The sequence below is a fragment of the Methylobacterium sp. Leaf361 genome, from assembly GCF_001424445.1.
In the GTDB taxonomy this organism is placed as follows: Bacteria; Pseudomonadota; Alphaproteobacteria; order Rhizobiales; family Beijerinckiaceae; genus Methylobacterium.
Genome location: NZ_LMPY01000023.1, coordinates 394831 through 412654, shown reverse-complemented (window position 1 = coordinate 412654; position 17824 = coordinate 394831). Strand labels below are relative to the sequence as shown.

Sequence of the window (17824 nt, the reverse complement as noted above, 5' to 3'; positions counted from 1 at the left end):
AAGGAAGGCGATGCGGTTCATGCGATCGACCGTGTCGGCGCGACTCGTGCGAATTGCGTGGCGCGTTCCTACGCCATCCGCTACATACCGTCCAGACGGTTTTTAGTGCAGGTCCGTGATGCAGGCGAAGCGACAGCGACTGGCGGCGCGCCCCGAGATCATCCTGGAGGCGGCCGCGGCCGTTCTCCTGAAGGGAGGCGTCCGCGGCCTGACCATCGACGCGGTCGCGGCCGAGGCCGGGCTGAGCAAAGGCGGCGTCCTGCACCATTACGCGTCGAAGGACGCCCTGGTGGGCACGCTGGTCGCCCGCAAGCTCGCGGACGTGCGCGCGGAGATCGACGCCTGCGCGCGGGAGATACCGGCCGGCCCGTCGCAGCTTCCTAGGGCGATGGTGGCGCATATCCGCGGGCATTACTGCGACGACAACGAAGCGGCGCGCGCACTCCTGCTGGCATCGATGGAGTCACCGGAGGCGCAGAAAGACTTTCAGGCGTTCGTCGCGGATCAGCTGGACCAGCTCGGACGGATCGAGGGCGCTCCCCCGGGCGAGGGCTCCGTCCTGTACTTCGCCATCCTCGGTCTGTTCATGAGCCGGGCGCTGGGCTTCCAGCAACTCGACGAGGACGCCCTGGCGCCGATGCTCGAGGCCCTCGACCGCATCGCCGGGCGAGCCGGCGGCTAGATCCGGACGCTCAGGCCTGGAACGCGAGGACGGCGCGCGTCCCGGCGCTTCGGGGGGCATACGACAGGGCCGAGCGCAGGTTCGACGCCATGGCGCGCACGATGCGCGACCCGAGACCGGTGCCGCGGACCTCGCCCTCCCCGGTCCAGCCGATACCGTCATCCTCGACGGCGAGCAGCACGGTGTCGGCGGCGTCCCGCTCGACCGCGACGCGGATCTCGCCCGACGTGCCGACCGGGTAGGCGTACTTGTAGGCGTTGGTCACGAGTTCGGTCACGACCACGCCGACCGACACGGCCTTGTCGGTCGAGAGCCGCACCGGCGCGGCACGAAGGCGGATCGCGTGGTCGCGCCCGCTCGCCCGCATGGCGGCCTGCAACTCCTCGACCAGGCTCTGCAGGTAGGCGTCAAGCTCGACGGATTCGACGTCGTCGGACGTGTAGAGGCGGCGGTGGATGCCGGCGATCGCCGAGATCCGGGCCTGCATCTCGTCGAGCGCCGCCTTGGCGGCCGGGTCCGTGACGGCGTTGCGCTGCATGTGCGCCAGGGCGGCGACGAGGGCCAGGGAGTTGGCCACGCGGTGGTTGACCTCGCGCAGCAGCAGCTCGGCGCGGTCGCGCGCCTCGCGCATCTCGGCCTCGGCCCGCTCCTTGTCGCGCCGCAGGCTCTCCTGCCGGAGGGCGGTGGCGACGGCCTCGCCGAGCAGCTCGCGGAACTGACCCTGGACGTCCTTCCAGACGTAGTCCACCGCTCCGGCCTTCAGGGCCGCCACGGCAACGCGGCTGTCCTCGGAGCCGGTCACGTAGATGACCGGCGGCGCCTCGGGCAGCGCGCGGATCTCGGGCAGCAGGTCGAGGCCCGTCTGTCCCGGCATGTGGTGGTCGAGGGCGACGGCGTCGATCCCGCCTTGGGCGAGCCGCGCCAGCCCCGCCGTGCCGTCGGGACAGAGCTCGACCGCGTAGCCGCGCGCCTCGAGGGCGCGCCGGACCAGGCGGCCGAGGCCGGGATCGTCGTCGATGTAGAGGATGCGTGCCGCCGCGGCGGTGCCGTCCCCGCTGGCATGCCGAGCAGTCATGGGTTCTGCGGAACCTGCATGACCGAGAAGAACAGACCGAGCTGGCGGATCGCGTTCGCGAAGCCGTCGTAGCTCACCGGCTTGGTGATGTAGACGTTGGCCCCGAGGTCGTAGCAGCGCTGGATCTCGCGGCTGTCGTCCGTCGTGGTCAGGACCACCACCGGGGACCGACGCGTGTGCGGGTTCGCCTTCACCTTCTCGAGGATGTCGAGGCCGGTCATGTCCGGCAGGTTGAGGTCGAGCAGGATCAGCAGGTGCCGTCGGGCGCTCGCCTCGCCGGAGCCGTCAGGCCCGAGCAGATAGTCCAGCGCCGAAGTGCCGTTGCGAAACGGCACGATGTCGTTGTTGACGCCGGCGCGTCGGATGTTGCGCTCGATCAGGCGCGCATGGCCCTCGTCATCCTCGATCATCACGATGCTGACGGGGTGCACGGGCCGCTCCACGCTCATTAGGCGGCGATGGGCGCCGGTTCGGGGTCGATCCGGACCGCTGTAGCTGTCCCGTGCGGCAAGGTCACGTCGAACGTCGTGCCCACACCGAGTTCTGAACGGATCTCGATCCGGCCCCCGAACGAGCGCACCAGCGCCTTCACGTGGGCGAGACCGATCCCCTCGCCCGGGCGGTCCTGGGCGCCCGATCGGCGGAAGAGTTCGAAGACGCGGGCATGGTCCCGCGCGGCGATCCCCCGGCCGTTGTCGGCGACGGAGAAGCAGACGCCGCGTTCGCCCACGGCCTTGGCCGTGACGGTGATCCGTCCGGGCCGGCTCGGGTCGAGGTATTTCACGGCGTTGTCCAGCAGGTTGCCGAAGACCTGCTCGATCGCGAGCCGGTCGGCGACGATCTCGGGCAGGTCGCGGGCGATCGTCACCGTGGCCCCGACCGCCTCCGCCTGATGCCGCTGGGCATCGGCCACGCCGCGGAGCACGCTCGTCATGTCGAGGGCCTCGGGCGAGAATTGTCGCCGGCCCTCTCGCGAGAGCTTGAGGATGGCGGCGATCAGCCCCTCCATCCGGTTCACCGCCGCCTTGATGAAGCCGAGCGCCTCGCCGAAATCGGCGTCGAGCCGCTCTGCCGCGGGGTGATCCCGGAGGGCCGCGGCGACCTCGGTCCGGGTCGCCTCCAGCTCGCTCGTGAATCCCATCACGTTGACCAGCGGCGCGCGCAGGTCGTGGCTGACGATGTAGGCGTAGCGCTGGATCTCCTCGTTGGACTCGCGCAGGTCGGCTTCGGCCTGACGCTGCTCGGTGATGTCCGTGTGGACGCCGACCCACTCGCGGATCTCGCCGCGCGCGTCGAGGACTGGGATGGCGCGGATCGCGAAGTGTCGCCACGTCCCGTCGCGGACCCGGACCCGGTGCTCGTGGACGTAGGTGCGCCGCGCCCGGACGGTCGCGTTCCACGTCTCGACGGAGGCCTCCATGTCGTCGGGATGGACCGCGTCGGCCCAGCCGTAGCCCTGATACTCCGCCCGCGTCTGACCGGTGATCGCGCTCCAGCCCGGCTGCTCGCCGAGCATCCGGCCCGCCGCATCGTTGGTCCAGAGCACGCCGCGCACGGCCTGCACGGCGGCCCGGAACCGCGCCTCGCTCGCCTGGAGCTCGCGCTGCACGCGCTGCTGGTCCAGCGACGAGGCGAGCATCGCCAGGAACAGGATGAGGAACGTGGCACCGGCGACGTAGAGGGCGAGGTTCTGCTGAGCCGGGGCGCCGGTCACCGCGTGGGCGGCGTGGGCGCCGCCCGCCTCGGCGGTGATCGTCGCCGCCGCCATGCCGGTGTAGTGCATGCCCGCCACCGCGAGGCCCATCACACAGGCCGCGACGAGCTTCTGCCAGACGCCGTGTTGCCGGAAGGAGAGCCACAGGGCGGCGGTCGCCGCGGTCACGGCGATCGCCACCGAGAGCGCGATGATCGCCGGGCTATAGGCGAGATCGCCGGGGATCCGCAGCGCCGCCATGCCGGTGTAGTGCATGCCGGCAACGCCCAGGCCCATCAGCGGGCCGGCGACGAGAAGGCTGCCGGTCCCCTCGCCGACGCGCGCCACCCACAGGAAGGCGGCGCCGGTCGCCGCGACGGCGATCGCGAGGGACAGGAGCGTGAGCCCGGTATCGTAGGCGGCCGGCAGGCCCATCTCGAAGGCCAGCATGCCGATGAAGTGCATCGACCAGATGCCCCCGCCCATGGCGAGGGCGGCGCCGGCGATCCACGGCCAGCGCGGTCCCGAGACGGGCCCGCGGATCCGCGCGCCCAGGTCCAGCGCGGTGTAGGACGCGAAGACCGCGAGGCCGATCGACAGGGCGACCAGCGCCGGATTGTAGCCAGTATGGACCATCGACTGCGATCGACGCGTGAAGGAGCCTTCTCGCGATGTATCCCGGGTGATCCGTCGGCGCCATCGCGATTCCGAGACGCATGAAGCTCCCGAACATCGAGCCGCGTCGGCGAGCTCCGAGACCGGCGCCGGGACCAGAGCGGATCGGCCGCCGCGATCGGCATCCCGGTGCGCACCACACAGGCTCAGGCAAGCAGGGTCAGCGATGATGCACCGCGACTCCCGTCAGACGAGACCGGCAGACAGGATGCGCGCCAGAGGCTGGATGACGGCGACGCTGGCATCCCGGCCAGAATGCCTCGGTGGACAGGCGCGTATCGCCGCCGCCGCGCGGCCGAGCCGCGTCGAAAAAAAACGCGTTCGTCACACAGCGACGGTCTCACCCGGCGGGCGCGCGCGTTCTAGGTTCTGTCGATCGCTCAACGCGAATGCAGGTTCATGAACGGACACGCCGCGGCACGATTTCCGGACGACCTGCGCGAAGCCCTGGCGCAGGCTCTGTACGATTGCGAGCGGACGGACGGGGAGGATCGCGCCGCCTGGACCGACACGGACCTTGAGGCCCGCCACCCGGGCCTGCGCGAGCGCTATCGCCGATCCGCCGACGCCCTGGCGGCCGGTCCGCTCGCGGACCTGATGGCCGCCCGCCATGCCGACGAGGAGGAACTGCGGGTGCTGCGCCGGCAGCGGATGTCGCCCGAGCGCGAGCGGGAGCTGCTTGAGGCGAACAACCGCCTCGTCGCCCGCGCCGAGGCCGCCGAGACGGCGCGGCACACCGCGGAGGAAGCGCTCGCGACGCTGCGCCGCGAGCGGGATGTCGCGCGGGAAGCCGAGGCGTTCTGGCAGCAATTCGCCTTCGACGCCGACGATCTCGCGACCCGGCGCCTCATCGAGCAGACCGACGCCCGCGCCGAGGCCGAGCGGCGGGCGATCGAGGAGCGTTGCCGACGGGAACGCGCGGAGGCGGCGCTGCGCCTGTTCGCCGACCGGGCCGACGTCATGCCCAAGGAGGGATGGGCGTCGGAACTGGCGAAGGCCAATCGCGACATCCCGCTCTGGTGGTTCCACGCGGCCCGCGTCGCCCTCGAGCCGCCGGACCTGTCCCGACCGACCGAGGGCGGCGAGGCCTGAACGCCTCAGGCCGCCGCGGGCTGCTTCGCGGGCGTGTCGCGGAACAGAGCCGTACAGCCGGAGCCGCGATGCATGCTCAGGATCGACGCGCGGTCGATCTCCGGGTGCGTCTTGAGCACCTTCTGAACGCAGGCGAGCACCCGCTCGTACTGCGCGGCGTCGTAATTTGGTTCGAGCGGGCTGACGGCGATGTAGGTCTCGACCACCAGGACGCGCTCGGCGCGGTCGTGGGCGACGTCGACGGCGATCCAGGACGACTTGATCAGGCTGGTGCTGGCGAGCATGGGCGTTCCTCGTGCAGCGTTACATCGTTTCACCCACGGCCGCGACGCGTTTTTCATCCCGCGGCTGGGGCAATTTTGGCGAAATCATGGACCGCCTGTCGGCGAATGCCAAGGGGTCGCCGCCCCGGACCCCATGCACGCTGTGCAGCGTGTTGAGCGCGAGCCCGCACCGGCTTACGGTCGGCCATCGGCCGGTGCCGGAGGTGTCCACAATAGGCACTCGCATCCGGCAAATGGCATGTGGTATACAAATTGGCGGACTCGTCACCCCGGGTCCGCGTGACGGTGTCGCGATACGACGGGACCGCGCTGTGGGAGGGAGAACAGACATGATCCGTTCGAGGATGGAAGGCCTCTGCTCCTCAGTCGCGGCACGCGCGACACGGGCCCGTGCAGGCATCGAACCGATATCCCGCGCGGCCTGAGCCGCCCTCCGACATCCCCAAATCGACTCCAGCTCCGAGACCGATCATGACCAAGGCCCTCGAAGGCGTCCGCATCCTGGACTTCACCCACGTTCAATCCGGCCCGACCTGTACGCAGCTCCTGGCTTGGTTCGGCGCCGACGTCATCAAGGTCGAGCGGCCGGGCGCGGGGGACGCCACGCGTCAGCAGCTTCAGGACATCCCGGACGTGGACAGCCTCTATTTCACGATGCTGAACCACAACAAGCGGTCGATCACGCTCGACTCGAAGAACCCGAAGGGCAAGGAGGTTCTCTGGCGGCTGATCAAGGAATGCGACGTCCTGGTCGAGAATTTCGCGCCCGGCGCCCTCGCCCGCATGGGCCTGACCTGGGAGAAGATCCACGAGGTCAACCCGCGGATGATCCTGGCCTCCGTGAAGGGCTTCGGTCCGGGCCGCTACGAGGATTGCAAGGTCTACGAGAACGTCGCGCAGTGCGCCGGCGGCTCCGCGTCGACGACGGGCTTCCGCGACGGAATCCCGATGGTGACGGGCGCGCAGATCGGCGATTCCGGCACCGGCCTGCACCTCGCCCTCGGCATCGTCACGGCGCTCTACCACCGGACCCAGAGCGGCCTCGGCCAGAAGGTCGACTGTGCCATGCAGGACGGCGTGCTCAACCTCTGCCGGGTCAAGCTGCGCGACCAGCAGCGTCTCGCGCACGGGCCTCTCAGGGAGTACAGCCAGTTCGGCGAGGGCATCCCGTTCGGCGAGGCGACCCCGCGTGCGGGCAACGATTCCGGTGGCGGCCAGCCGGGCCGGATCCTGCGCTGCAAGGGCTGGGAGCAGGACCCGAACTCCTACATCTACGTCATCACCCAGGCCGCCGTCTGGGAGCCGATCTGCGACATCATCGGTGAGCCGGATTGGAAGACCGATCCGAACTACGCGACCCCGAAGGCCCGCTTGCCGCATCTCAACGAGATCTTCACGCGGATCGAGGCCTGGACGATGAAGGTGTCGAAGTTCGAGGTGATGGACACCCTGAACAAGTACGACATCCCCTGCGGCCCGATCCTGTCGATGAAGGAGATCGCCGAGGACGAGTCCCTGCGGAAGACCGGCACCATCGTGGAGGTCGATCACCCGACCCGCGGCAAGTACCTGACGGTCGGCAACCCCATCAAGCTGTCGGCGAGCCCGAGCGAGGTCACCCGCTCGCCGCTCCTCGGCGAGCACACCGACGAGATCCTGCGCTCCGTGCTCGGCTACTCCGAGGCCGAGGTCGGCGAGATCGCCGAGTCCGGCGCGATCGGCGCGGTCCAGAAGATCGCGGCGGAGTGATCGGTCTCCGGCGATCCGGGGGCGAGATCCCGGATCGCCGATGTTACAATCCGGGGGCGTGCGTGAAGCGCGGCCCCGGATTCCGGGTGACGCCGTTCGATAGCCGGGGCACGGTCGCGCCGCCGAGCCCGCGTTCGGTCCGTTTCTCCCCGGTCCCGCTCAGGGTCCGGATGACACCCAGGAGCCTGCATGCGCATCGCCTTCATCGGTCAACAGGATTTCGGAAAAGCGGTCCTGGAGGCGTTCCTCAAACGAGGCGATGAGGTTGCGGCGGTGTTCTGCGCGCCCGAGAAGCCCGGTGCCAAGCCGGATGTCCTCAAGACGGCGGCCGTCGAGAAGGGACTGACGGTCTTCCAGTTCCCCAGCCTGAAGAGCCCCGAGGCCGAGGACGCGATGCGCGGCCTGAACGCCGATATCGGCATCATGGCCTACGTGCTCCAGTTCGCGCCGCAGAGCTTCGTCAACATCCCGAAGCACGGCACCATCCAGTATCATCCGAGCTTGCTGCCACGTTACCGAGGCCCCTCCTCGATCAACTGGCCGATTGCCCGGGGCGAGTTGCAGACCGGCCTGACGATCTTCCGGCCTACCGACGGCCTCGACGAGGGGCCGGTGATCCTGCAGAAATCCTGCCCGATCGGCGCCGACGCGACCCTGGGCGACGTCTACTTCGACAACCTGTTCCCGATGGGCGTCGAGGCCATGCTCGAGGCGGCCGACCTCGTCGTGGCCGGCCAGCATGTCGAGATCGATCAGGACGAGGACGCCGCGAGCTACGAGGGTTGGTTCCGCGCCGCCGAGGCGGAGATCCACTGGTCGGCCCACGTCGAGCAGATCTACAACCTGATCCGCGCGGCGAACCCGGCGCCCGGTGCCTGGACCACGCACGACGGCAAGAAACTCCAGATCTTCGACTGCAGCCTGCATCGGATCCGCAAGCTCGCCGACGTCGTCGGCAAGCCCGGAGAGGTGATCGCCGTCGACGACGAGTGCTTCAGCGTGTGCGCGCAGGGCGGGCGGCTCGAGATCCGCAAGGTCAAGGCGGAGGGCGGCAAGAAGGTCGCGGCCGCCGAGTACGCCCGGGAGGCCGGGCTGGCGGTCGGTCAGTTTCTCGGGCGCTAGGTCAGCCGCGCCTCAGGTCGTCTCCGGCGCGGTCGGCCGCGCCGCATTCAGACCGTAGCCGCGGAAGCGCTCGACCGTCGTGCCGATCTCGTCGTCGGACAGGATGATCGGCGTCCCGATCTGCCGCGCGACGGCGTATTGCTGGCAGAGCGTCTCCAGCTCGACGGAGAGCCACAGGGCCTTCTCCAGGCTCGCCCCAGCCGCGATCATGCCGTGATTGGCGAGGAGGCAGACGTTGCGGTCGACGAGCGCCGCGAGGGCGAGGTCCGAGAGTTCCGCGGTGCCGTAGGGCGCGTAGGGCGCGCAGCGTACCGTCGGGCCGCCGAAGGCCGCGATCATGTAGTGGATCGCCGGGATGGCCTCTCCGCAGATCGCGAAGGCGGTGCAGTAGACCGGATGCGCGTGGACCACGGCGTGGAATTCCGGACGGGACGCGAGGATGTCCCGGTGGAAGCGCCATTCCGATGACGGCTTCCGATCCGGCGCGTGGGTGCCGTCGAGACCCATCCGGACCACGTCGTCCGGTTCGATCCGATCCGTGGGCACGCCCGATGGGGTGATCAGGAGCCCGTCGCGGAAGCGCACCGACACATTGCCCGACGTGCCGCGGTTCAGCCCCTGTGCGTCGAGTGTCCGCGCCGCCGCCACGACGCCCTCGCGCGCGATCCGCTCGTCCCTGTCCATGCCCGATCTCCGGAAAGCCCGGTTCCCGGTATGCAGGAAGCCCGGCGCCGTAAAGACGGCGCCGGGCTCACTCGTGTCTGTGCGGCGCCGAGCGATCGGGGCCTGCTACTGCGCCAGCACCGGCGCGAGGCCCGCCTCGGGCTTCTTGGTGTAGGCGGCGCGCATCGGCTTGAGGACGAACAGCGCCAGCAGGGCCGCGAGGATGTTGAGGGCCGCGGCCGCGAGGAACACCGTGTGCCAGCTTCCGGTCATGGTCGTGAGCACGCTGGTGTAGGGAACGATCAGCGCCGCGGTGCCCTTGGCCGTGTAGAGCAGCCCGGCATTGGTCGCCGCGTACTTCGAGCCGAACGTGTCGCCGCAGGTCGCCGGGAACAGCGAGTAGATCTCGCCCCACGCGAAGAACACGAGACCGGTCAGCAGCACGAAGGCGATCGGATTCTGGCCGAACTGGCTCAGCGCGTAGATGCCCAGGCCCTCGATCGCGAAGGACAGGAACATCGTGTTCTCGCGGCCGATATGGTCGGAGACCCAGCCGAAGAACGGGCGCGTTACGCCGTTGAGAACCCGGTCGAGCGTGGCCGCGAAGGTCAGCGCCGGCAGCGTGATCCCCAGGAGCGAGACCGGGACGTCGGCGATCTTGAAGTCCTTGGCGATCGGGCCGAGCTGCGCGGTGGCCATCAGGCCGCCGGCGGCCATCATGACGAACATCGCGTACATGACCCAGAAGATCGGGGTTCGGACCATCTCGGAGGGCTTGTAGTCCCGCTTCGACTGGCTGACCCGGGCGACTTCCGGAACCTGGCCCTTGGCCGGCGCGCGCAGGAACAGGGCGATCAGCATGACGATCACGCCCTGCCCGATCCCGAAGTAGAAGAAGGCCGCCTCGTAGCCCTGGGACTTGATCATCGCCTGGATCGGCACGACCGTGAGTGCCGAACCCGCGCCGAAGCCCATGGCGGTGATGCCGGCGGCCAGGCCGCGGCGGTCGGGAAACCACTTCAGCGAGTTGCCCACGCAGGTCCCGTAAACCGCGCCTGCACCGGTGCCACCGATCGCGGCCGCGATGTAGAGCACGGTGAGCGAGTCCGCGTAGGAATTGATCACCCACGCGACGGCGCAGAGCAGGCCGCCGAACAGCGTGACGATGCGCGGGCCGTACTTGTCCACGAACCAGCCCTCGATCGGGACCAGCCACGTCTCGGTGACGACGAACAGCGTGAACGCCACCTGGATCGCCGCGCGATCCCAGCCGTGCCGCTCCTGCATCGGGCTCACGAAGAAGGTCCAGCCGTACTGCATATTGGCAATCATGCACATGCAGACGACGCCGAAGGCGAGTTGCAGCCAGCGGCCGCGCCCAACCGGTTTGACGATCTCGGACATACCGTTCCCTCTTGGCAGTATTCTTGTCGGCTTTCGCGCTCGAGCCGGGCTTATGCCCTGCCACGGCGCAGCTTGTCGGAACAACGTGATCGGAATTCTTCGAAAAATTCTTGGCCCGCAGACAAATAATCTCTGCAGTACAGCAGCATCCGGCGCCGAGTCGGCCTTGATGTCCGATGGTCGACGGTATGCCAGCAAGATGGTGCTGATTTAATCCCGGGGTGTCAATCAAACCTGCAAAAAAACACAGGTTCGCGACCGGGGATTAAATCGCCTTACCGAACGTGTCTCGCTAGGCGACGGGTGATGGTCGCGCCGCGGCCAATTTTTCAGGTGCCGAGCGCCGGCAATGGTCACAGGTCTGTGGGACCGCTCCGCGATCGACTAGGATCTCGCAAAGGTTTGGGTTAGGTCGTTTGAGAGCGCACGACAGAGAATGCGTGCGAGACATCATGCGTGTGAGCTGACTGGACGAGGGATGTCGAATTCCGAACCGCTGAGCGTGAAGCCCATCGTCGCCAGCTCCAGTCTCCGGACATTGGCCTACGAGGCGCTCAAGACGGCCATCACCAACATGGACATCTACGGGCGTCCGGACGAGGTGCGGCTCGACGAGCGCAAGCTGTCGCAGGATCTCGGTGTCAGCCGCACCCCGGTGCGGGAGGCCCTGACGGTTCTGGAGCAGGAAGGCTTCGTCCGCTCCGAGGCCCGGCGCGGCGTCTTCGTGATCAAGAAGAACAAGCGCGAGATCGTCAGCATGATCCACGCCTGGACGGCGCTGGAGAGCATGGCGGCACGACTCGCCTGCGCGCGCGCCACCGACGGCCAACTCCGCTCGCTGCGCGAATCCTTTCCCGAGTTCTTCGAGGGCCAACCGTCCGAACACATGGACGAGTATTCGGACGCGAACATCCGATTTCATCAGCGGATCATCGCGCTGGGTCACTGCGAGGCGATCGCCGATCTGACCAGCAATTTGCTCATGCACGTGCGCGGCATCCGCAGCACCGCGCTCCGGCAGGGCGATCGGGCGGAGCGCTCCATCCGGGAGCACGTCGCCATCATCTCGGCGCTCGAAGCCCGTGATGCCGATCTGGCCGAGAGACTCGTGCGCGAGCACGGTCTGGGCCTCGCGCAGCACGTCGACACCTACGGCGATTATCTGGATTGAGCGACCGTTCAGTCCTCGCCTGACGGATCGCCCGGCCCGGACGACACCTCGTGCCTGTGCGGCATGATGATGGGCCAAGGGCGCGAGCGGCGCTCGGGGGGAACCCTCGTTCGCCGCGCCGGCTATCACACGAGCTCGACACGCGCCTGAATATAAATCGCGCGCAAGCGTTGATGCACTGCAGAACATGTTCGGCGAGGCCACGACCTTCCAAAGCTGATCAGTTGTGCATTTTCATGCATGGCTGGGCAACAATCCGAACTTTGTGGGCTCGATCTGCGCGCCCCATGCATGTTCGACATAATCGGTATTCGTAATCTGGCATACCAAGTTGCGCAGCAGCATGGCACGCATTGCGTCGCAACATGAGGCGGTTCCAGACCGCGCCGGAGAATCCGATGATCGCCAGCTTCCTCGCCATCTTTGTCGCCTTCGCCGCCTGCCAGGCGCTGCTCACCGTCAAGTTCGCGGACTTCCTCTCCGCCGACCGGGCCCGGAACACTGTCGAGCCGACCGCCGACGTCGCGAACGCCAAGCTCGCCTGAAGTCAGTGCTGGATCCGCGAAACCAGAGAGTGCGTAGGGGTAACGCTTTCCTCAAATTTTACGCGTAGGGTGAACCGATCGTTGACCGTGCGGGCGAGGAGCTACCGCGTTGGCCCTCGGCGCAGCCTCGGTTTTCTCGGACGGCCCCTTCGTCCTCCTCGTATCGGACCGCCCGTCCGAACGATCGGCCCTTGAGCGTGCCATCGCGCTCGTGATGAACTGCTGGGCGATCCCGCCCGGCGCGCCGCTACCGTCAGGCCGCCCGCACCTCGTCATCCTCGACCTGCCGCCGGCCCAGACCGCCAGAGTGCAGTCGACCCTCCCCCACCACGGACCGCCGGTTCCGCGCCTCGTCCTCGTGCGCGGCGATCCCATGCCGGCTACCCGCTATCTGCGTCAGCTGCCGGCCGCCTCGCCCCGGCAACTCGTTCTGGCGAACGTCTTCGCCATGATCGAGGAGGCGACGCGGTCCGCAGAGCTGCGGCAGCGCCGGCTCCTGGAGCGCGTCTCGGGCGCGACCGCCGTCGTCGCCGAGATCTTCGACAGCGCCGCCCTCGGGGCCCGGCTGCAGCGCGCCGACGCGGATCGCGGGACCGAGCTCGTTCTGGCGGCCATCTCCGAGGTCGGGATCTCCGAGTGGCTTGCCGAGGTCTGGCGCCACGAGATCGGCGTCTATCAGCACACCCTCGGCGTCGCGGGCCATGCCGCCACGTTCGGCTCGCAGATCGGGCTCGGTCAGACCGATCTCGCACTGCTGGTGCGGTCGGCGCTCCTGCACGACATCGGCAAGGCGCGCATCCCGGTGGAGATCCTCAACAAGCCGGGGCCGCTCAACGCCGAGGAATTGCGGCTGATGCAGCGCCATCCCGACATCGGCGCCGATCTGCTCCGGGCGCACGGCGATTTCGAGGACGCGGTGATCGACGTGGTCCGCCACCACCACGAGCGTCTGGACGGGAAAGGATATCCCGATCGGCTGTCCGGCCCCGCGATCTCCGACCTCGTGCGGATCGTGACGATCTGCGACGTGTTCTCCGCGCTGACCGAGCGGCGGACCTATCGGCAGCCCGCCTCGCCCGCCGAGGCGCTGTCGATCATGACGGACAGCGCCGGGCATCTGGATCCGGATCTCCTGCGGGCCTTCGCGCCCTCCATGCTCAAAGGCAGCGCCCTGGCGGCCTGAATCCGTAGCTTGAATTCGCGGCCTAATCCGCGGCCGGGCGTGGCTCTGGTGCCACGCCGGTCGGCGGGATCCTGCAGGCGCGCCGCGCGCCGCGCTTTCGCCGCAACCGCGCCAGAAGCAAGCGATCCCGTCTCACGCAACGCCGTCCGGACCGTGCCCAAACTCAGTCGCGCCATCGCCGCCGCCCTCCTGCTGGCCCTCACCGGGTGCGGCGGTCTCTCGGTCCTTCCCGAGTCCTCTGTCGAGAACGCGACGCACACCGCCGTGCTCGACGAGGTCGCGGCCGCCGCGGCGATCTCGGCCTACCGGGTCCAGCACGGCCTGAGCCCGGTCGTGGTCGATCCGGCTCTCGTGAAGGCGGCGGCCTTCCAGGCCGGTAACAACGCCCGCCGCGGCCAGCTCAGCCACGATGTCGGCGGCAGCTTCACCTCGCGCATGGCGTCGGCCGGTCTCGCGAGATCCTGGGCAGCCGAGAATCTCAGCGCCGGATCCGAGACCCTGGAACAGGTGCTCGCCCGCTGGAAGGCGAGCCCCGAGCACAACAAGAACATGCTGCTCCCGCAGATCCGCAGGATCGGGATCGCCCGGGTCGATGCCCCCACGACGCGGTACAAGCGCTTCTGGGCGCTCGTGATGGCCGGGACCTGACGCCGGGGCGTCTCAGGGTTCGGACGGCGCGAGATCGACGATCCGGAGCTGGGCGCGCTCGGCGCCGCGCCAGCGGTCGCAGGACAGGGTCCCGGCCACGTGCATCTCCCGGCCGATCCCGTTCAGGAGGGCGAGGCCGAGCGGCCGTTCGGCCGCGCGGAAGCAGATCGCCCCGACCACCTGACCGTCGCGGCTGCGCAGTCGCGCCCTGACATGGTTCGAGCCGACCACGCCGGCATCGACGAGGCGATGCCGGCCCAGCGCGAAGAGCGGCTCGGGCGCGCCCTGGCCGAACGGGCCGGCCTGCTGCAGCAGCCGGACCGTCTCCGCGGTGGCGCCGCCGGCGCTGAGGCCGCCGTCGATCAGCAGGGCGTCGGCCGCGCGGGCCACCGCGACGCTCGCCCCGAGCAGCATCGCCAGGTGCGCCTCGAAGCGCGGGATGTCGTCGGCCCGCACGGTGACGCCGGCCGCCATGGCGTGGCCGCCGCCCTTGCTGGCGAGCCGGGCCTCGACGCAGGCGCGGACCGCGAGCCCGAGATCCGCGCCCGGGATCGAGCGCCCAGAGCCCGTGGCGGTGCCGTCCGGGCGGATCGCGAACGCGAAGGCCGGGCGGTTGAAGCGCTCCTTCAACCGCGAGGCGATGAGGCCGACGATGCCGGGGTGCCACTCGGCGCTGGCGGTCACCAGCACGGTGCGGGCCGGATCCAGCGTCAGCGCCCGGTCCATCTCGGCCTCGGCCTCCTGGACGGCCTGCGCCTCGATCGCCTGGCGCTCGCGGTTCAGCCGATCGAGGTCGGCGGCGATCCGGGCCGCCTCGCTCGGGTCCGCCGTGGTCAGCAGGCGGGCGCCCAGTGCCGAATCGCCGATGCGGCCCCCGGCATTGATGCGCGGCCCGAGGACGAAGCCGAGGTGCCAGGCTTCCGGCGGCTCGCCGAGCGAGGCGGCGTCCAGCAGCGCCGCGAGCCCGGTGCGGCCGCGATGGCGCATCACCGTGAGGCCCTGGGTCACGAAGGCCCGGTTGAGGCCCGTGAGGGGCACGACGTCGGCAACGGTCGCCAGGGCGACGAGATCGAGGGCGTCGGTGAGCTGCGGTTCGGGACGATGGCCGCCGAAGAAGCCGTCCTGCCGCAGGGCGCGGTTCAGCGCGACCAGGGTCAGGAACACGATGCCGGCGGCGCAGAGATGGCCGAGGCCCGAGAGGTCGTCGAGGCGATTCGGGTTGACCACGGCGCGAGCCGGCGGGAGCACCTCGGAGGCCGCGTGGTGGTCCAGGACGATGACGTCCAGGCCGGATTTCTCGGCCTCCTCCAAGGGCGCGTGGCCGCTCGTCCCGCAATCGACGCAGACGAGGAGCGTCGCGCCCTCAGCCGCGAGCGCGGTGATCGCCGCGATGTTGGGTCCGTAGCCCTCGGTGATCCGGTCGGGAATGTGGATCGGCGCGCGCAAACCCAGCTCGCGGAGGTATCCGGCGAGCAGGGCCGCGCTTGCGGCCCCGTCGACGTCGTAATCGCCGAAAACCGCCACGGTCTCCCCGCGCTTCACCGCCCGAACGAGTCGGCGGACGGCCGCCTCCATGTCGAGCAGCGTGTCCGGATCCGGCATCAGGTCCCGCAGGCGCGGCGCGAGGTGGCGGGGCGCCGCCTCCGGTACGATCCCGCGTCCCGCGAGCACCCGGGCCAGCAGTTCCGGCAGGCCGTGGGCCTGGACCATCTTGGCGATGTGATTCTGGACGGCCGCGCCGCCGCAGCGCTCCTGCCAGCGCCGGCCGGTCACGGAGGCGGCCACACCCAGGAAGGGCGGCAATTCGGCGAGGAGCGGAGCGGACGACACGGGCGCCACCCTACACCGGCCGGCGCGGGGAATCTTGCGCCCCGCCGCAACAGCGACGGCGAACCCGATCGCCACAACGAGAAAGGGCGGGCATCGCTGCCCGCCCCTCGACGCTGCCGGAGACCTGGGTCTCAGAGCGACTTCAGCACGCTGTCCACGACCTTCTTGGCGTCGCCGAACAGCATCATGGTGTTGTCGCGGAAGAACACCTCGTTCTCGACACCCGCGTAGCCGGAGCCCATGCCGCGCTTGATGAACAGCACGGTCTTGGCCTTCTCCACGTCGAGGATCGGCATGCCGTAGATCGGCGAGGCCTTGTCGGTCTTGGCGGCCGGGTTGGTGACGTCGTTGGCGCCGATCACGAAGGCGACGTCCGCCTGCGGGAACTCACCGTTGATGTCCTCCAGTTCGAAGACCTCGTCGTAGGGCACGTTGGCCTCGGCGAGCAGCACGTTCATGTGCCCTGGCATGCGGCCCGCCACCGGGTGGATGGCGTACTTCACGTCGACGCCCTCCTTCTTCAGCATGTCGGCCATCTCGCGCAGGGAGTGCTGCGCCTGGGCGACCGCCATGCCGTAGCCCGGGACGATGATGACCCGCTCGGCGTTCTTCATGATGTAGGCCGCGTCGTCGGCCGAACCCTGCTTCACGGGCCGGGTCTCGACCTGGCCGGTGCCGGCCGCGGCGGTGTCGCCACCGAAGCCGCCGAGGATCACCGAGATGAACGACCGGTTCATCGCGTGGCACATGATGTAGGACAGGATTGCGCCCGACGAGCCGACCAGCGAGCCGGTGATGATCAGCGCGAGGTTGCCCAGGGTGAAGCCGATGCCGGCCGCCGCCCAGCCCGAGTACGAGTTGAGCATCGACACGACCACCGGCATGTCGGCGCCGCCGATCGGGATGATGATCAGGCCGCCGAGCACCAGCGAGGCGATGACGATCAGCCAGAAGATCGCCTTCGACTCGGTGCCGATGAACAGGGCGATCAGCAACACGAGGCCGGCGGCCAGCAGCGCGTTGATGAGGTGGCGCTGAGGCAGCATGATCGGCTTGCCGGACATGCGCCCGTCGAGCTTGGCGAAGGCGATCACCGAGCCGGTGAAGGTGATGGCGCCGATGGCCACGCCGAGACCCATCTCGAACAGCGACTGCTTGTGGAAGTGCCCGTTCTCGATGATACCGAATGCCTGCGGTGCGTAGAGGGCGCCCGCGGCCACGAAGACGGCCGCGAGGCCGACCAGCGAGTGGAAGGCCGCCACGAGCTGCGGCATCGCGGTCATCGGCACGCGCTTGGCGATCACCGCGCCGGCGCCGCCGCCGAGCCCTAAGCCCAGCAGGACTAGGATCCAGGCGCCGGCACCCGCCGGCGGGTGGCCGACCAGCGTGGTCAGGATGGCGAGCCCCATGCCGACCATGCCGTACAGGTTGCCCTGCCGGGAGGTCGTGGGGTGCGAGAGCCCCCGCAGCGCCATGATGAACAGGACGCCGGCGACGATATAGAGAAGGGAGGAGACGTTCTCTGACACCGGCTCAGCCCTTCTTCTTGTACATGCCGAGCATGCGCTGCGTGACGAGGAAGCCGCCGAAGATGTTCACGCTGGCGAGTACGATGCCGATGAAGCCGAAGAACCGGGCGAGGCCCGTGCCCTTCTCGATCAGCGGAACGCCGACCGCCAGGATCGCGCCGACGATGATCACCGACGAGATCGCGTTGGTCACCGACATGAGCGGGGTGTGCAGGGCCGGGGTCACCGACCAGACCACGTAGTAGCCGACGAAGATCGCCAGCACGAAGATCGCGAGCCGGAACACGGTCGGATCGACCGCGCCGCCGGTGGCGGCGCTGAGCCCGTGGCCCATGCCGTCGGCGATGACCTGCGCCTGGTCGGCGGCGTTGCGCGCCACCGCGGCCGCGGCGCGCGCGGCGTCGGCCAGCACGCGGGCCTGATCGGCCGCCTGATCGGGAGGGACGATGACGTTTGCCATTCTGCTACTCCTCTCGGCC

The 17824-nt window shown here is 69.1% G+C and carries 17 protein-coding genes; 8 read left to right on the top strand and 9 right to left on the bottom strand.

Translation table 11 applies throughout. The annotated features are described in order from the left end of the window. The first annotated feature begins 118 nt into the window (after positions 1-118). Positions 119-682: a TetR/AcrR family transcriptional regulator gene (locus ASG32_RS17790; protein WP_056528709.1), complete on the top strand. Its 564-nt coding sequence runs from the start codon at positions 119-121 to the stop codon at positions 680-682. Positions 683-692: 10 nt separating this feature from the next. Here ASG32_RS17790 and ASG32_RS17785 read toward each other — a convergent pair whose 3' ends face one another. Genes ASG32_RS17785 through ASG32_RS17775 form a run of 3 tightly spaced genes read right to left on the bottom strand, consistent with a single transcriptional unit; the run spans position 693 to position 4086 of the window. Beyond that, entirely contained in the window at positions 693-1757 is a 1065-nt protein-coding gene (locus ASG32_RS17785; RefSeq protein WP_056528706.1) for a response regulator, read from the bottom strand. Then, positions 1754-2206: a response regulator gene (locus ASG32_RS17780; RefSeq protein ID WP_020092019.1), complete on the bottom strand. Its 453-nt coding sequence runs from the start codon at positions 2204-2206 to the stop codon at positions 1754-1756. Before ASG32_RS17780 ends, ASG32_RS17785 begins: the two co-directional genes overlap by 4 nt. Beyond that, entirely contained in the window at positions 2206-4086 is a 1881-nt protein-coding gene (locus ASG32_RS17775; protein WP_056528703.1) for an MHYT domain-containing protein, read from the bottom strand. Before ASG32_RS17775 ends, ASG32_RS17780 begins: the two co-directional genes overlap by 1 nt. A gap of 438 nt (positions 4087-4524) precedes the next feature. Between ASG32_RS17775 and ASG32_RS17770 the strand changes: the two genes are divergently transcribed. Continuing rightward, positions 4525-5217 (top strand): hypothetical protein, encoded by a 693-nt coding sequence (locus ASG32_RS17770; RefSeq protein WP_020092017.1) that lies wholly within the window; start codon positions 4525-4527, stop codon positions 5215-5217. Between the two features lie 5 nt (positions 5218-5222). Here the strand turns inward: ASG32_RS17770 and ASG32_RS17765 are convergent, their stop codons facing one another. Beyond that, positions 5223-5501, bottom strand: coding sequence for a hypothetical protein (locus ASG32_RS17765; RefSeq protein WP_012319741.1), 279 nt, complete (start codon positions 5499-5501; stop codon positions 5223-5225). Between the two features lie 471 nt (positions 5502-5972). On the opposite strand from ASG32_RS17765, the gene frc reads away from it, so the two are divergent. Continuing rightward, positions 5973-7250, top strand: a complete 1278-nt coding sequence (gene frc / locus ASG32_RS17760; protein ID WP_020092016.1) for a formyl-CoA transferase — start codon at positions 5973-5975, stop codon at positions 7248-7250. A gap of 189 nt (positions 7251-7439) precedes the next feature. Continuing rightward, the gene (locus ASG32_RS17755; protein WP_056528700.1) at positions 7440-8372 is read left to right on the top strand and encodes a methionyl-tRNA formyltransferase; all 933 of its coding nucleotides are present in this window, start codon (positions 7440-7442) and stop codon (positions 8370-8372) included. 12 nt (positions 8373-8384) lie between these two features. Here ASG32_RS17755 and ASG32_RS17750 read toward each other — a convergent pair whose 3' ends face one another. After that, the gene (locus tag ASG32_RS17750; RefSeq protein WP_056528698.1) at positions 8385-9056 is read right to left on the bottom strand and encodes a class II aldolase/adducin family protein; all 672 of its coding nucleotides are present in this window, start codon (positions 9054-9056) and stop codon (positions 8385-8387) included. A 105-nt stretch (positions 9057-9161) separates the two neighbouring features. After that, the gene (gene oxlT / locus ASG32_RS17745) at positions 9162-10439 is read right to left on the bottom strand and encodes an oxalate/formate MFS antiporter (protein ID WP_020092013.1); all 1278 of its coding nucleotides are present in this window, start codon (positions 10437-10439) and stop codon (positions 9162-9164) included. A gap of 478 nt (positions 10440-10917) precedes the next feature. Here oxlT and ASG32_RS17740 point away from each other — a divergent pair, with 478 nt between their 5' ends. From ASG32_RS17740 to ASG32_RS17730, 4 genes are all read left to right on the top strand, one after another. Continuing rightward, a complete protein-coding gene (locus ASG32_RS17740; protein WP_020092012.1) occupies positions 10918-11610 on the top strand; it encodes a GntR family transcriptional regulator in 693 nt (230 codons plus the stop codon). 398 nt (positions 11611-12008) lie between these two features. Beyond that, the gene (locus tag ASG32_RS34530) at positions 12009-12155 is read left to right on the top strand and encodes a hypothetical protein (RefSeq protein ID WP_020092011.1); all 147 of its coding nucleotides are present in this window, start codon (positions 12009-12011) and stop codon (positions 12153-12155) included. A 109-nt stretch (positions 12156-12264) separates the two neighbouring features. Continuing rightward, positions 12265-13338 (top strand): HD-GYP domain-containing protein, encoded by a 1074-nt coding sequence (locus ASG32_RS17735; protein ID WP_056528695.1) that lies wholly within the window; start codon positions 12265-12267, stop codon positions 13336-13338. Positions 13339-13491: 153 nt separating this feature from the next. Then, the gene (locus ASG32_RS17730; RefSeq protein WP_056528692.1) at positions 13492-13986 is read left to right on the top strand and encodes a CAP domain-containing protein; all 495 of its coding nucleotides are present in this window, start codon (positions 13492-13494) and stop codon (positions 13984-13986) included. Between the two features lie 12 nt (positions 13987-13998). Here the strand turns inward: ASG32_RS17730 and recJ are convergent, their stop codons facing one another. The 3 genes from recJ to ASG32_RS17715 form a co-directional block, all read right to left on the bottom strand. Then, entirely contained in the window at positions 13999-15816 is a 1818-nt protein-coding gene (gene recJ / locus ASG32_RS17725) for a single-stranded-DNA-specific exonuclease RecJ (protein ID WP_082557928.1), read from the bottom strand. 131 nt (positions 15817-15947) lie between these two features. Then, positions 15948-17345, bottom strand: coding sequence for an NAD(P)(+) transhydrogenase (Re/Si-specific) subunit beta (locus ASG32_RS17720; RefSeq protein WP_020092007.1), 1398 nt, complete (start codon positions 17343-17345; stop codon positions 15948-15950). Positions 17346-17349: 4 nt separating this feature from the next. Beyond that, positions 17350-17805, bottom strand: a complete 456-nt coding sequence (locus ASG32_RS17715) for a proton-translocating transhydrogenase family protein (RefSeq protein ID WP_020092006.1) — start codon at positions 17803-17805, stop codon at positions 17350-17352. Positions 17806-17824 lie beyond the last annotated feature (19 nt).

What these genes read in the sequence shown, in the direction of transcription:
- ASG32_RS17755 (WP_056528700.1), top strand. Translation starts at nt 7,440, where the DNA reads ATGCGCATCGCCTTCATCGGTCAACAGGATTTCGGAAAAGCGGTCCTG.
- ASG32_RS17750 (WP_056528698.1), bottom strand. Translation starts at nt 9,056, where the DNA reads ATGGACAGGGACGAGCGGATCGCGCGCGAGGGCGTCGTGGCGGCGGCG.
- ASG32_RS17775 (WP_056528703.1), bottom strand. Translation starts at nt 4,086, where the DNA reads ATGGTCCATACTGGCTACAATCCGGCGCTGGTCGCCCTGTCGATCGGC.
- oxlT (WP_020092013.1), bottom strand. Translation starts at nt 10,439, where the DNA reads ATGTCCGAGATCGTCAAACCGGTTGGGCGCGGCCGCTGGCTGCAACTC.
- ASG32_RS17715 (WP_020092006.1), bottom strand. Translation starts at nt 17,805, where the DNA reads ATGGCAAACGTCATCGTCCCTCCCGATCAGGCGGCCGATCAGGCCCGC.
- ASG32_RS17785 (WP_056528706.1), bottom strand. Translation starts at nt 1,757, where the DNA reads ATGACTGCTCGGCATGCCAGCGGGGACGGCACCGCCGCGGCGGCACGC.
- ASG32_RS17765 (WP_012319741.1), bottom strand. Translation starts at nt 5,501, where the DNA reads ATGCTCGCCAGCACCAGCCTGATCAAGTCGTCCTGGATCGCCGTCGAC.
- frc (WP_020092016.1), top strand. Translation starts at nt 5,973, where the DNA reads ATGACCAAGGCCCTCGAAGGCGTCCGCATCCTGGACTTCACCCACGTT.
- ASG32_RS17770 (WP_020092017.1), top strand. Translation starts at nt 4,525, where the DNA reads ATGAACGGACACGCCGCGGCACGATTTCCGGACGACCTGCGCGAAGCC.
- ASG32_RS17740 (WP_020092012.1), top strand. Translation starts at nt 10,918, where the DNA reads ATGTCGAATTCCGAACCGCTGAGCGTGAAGCCCATCGTCGCCAGCTCC.
- ASG32_RS17790 (WP_056528709.1), top strand. Translation starts at nt 119, where the DNA reads ATGCAGGCGAAGCGACAGCGACTGGCGGCGCGCCCCGAGATCATCCTG.
- ASG32_RS17780 (WP_020092019.1), bottom strand. Translation starts at nt 2,206, where the DNA reads ATGAGCGTGGAGCGGCCCGTGCACCCCGTCAGCATCGTGATGATCGAG.
- ASG32_RS34530 (WP_020092011.1), top strand. Translation starts at nt 12,009, where the DNA reads ATGATCGCCAGCTTCCTCGCCATCTTTGTCGCCTTCGCCGCCTGCCAG.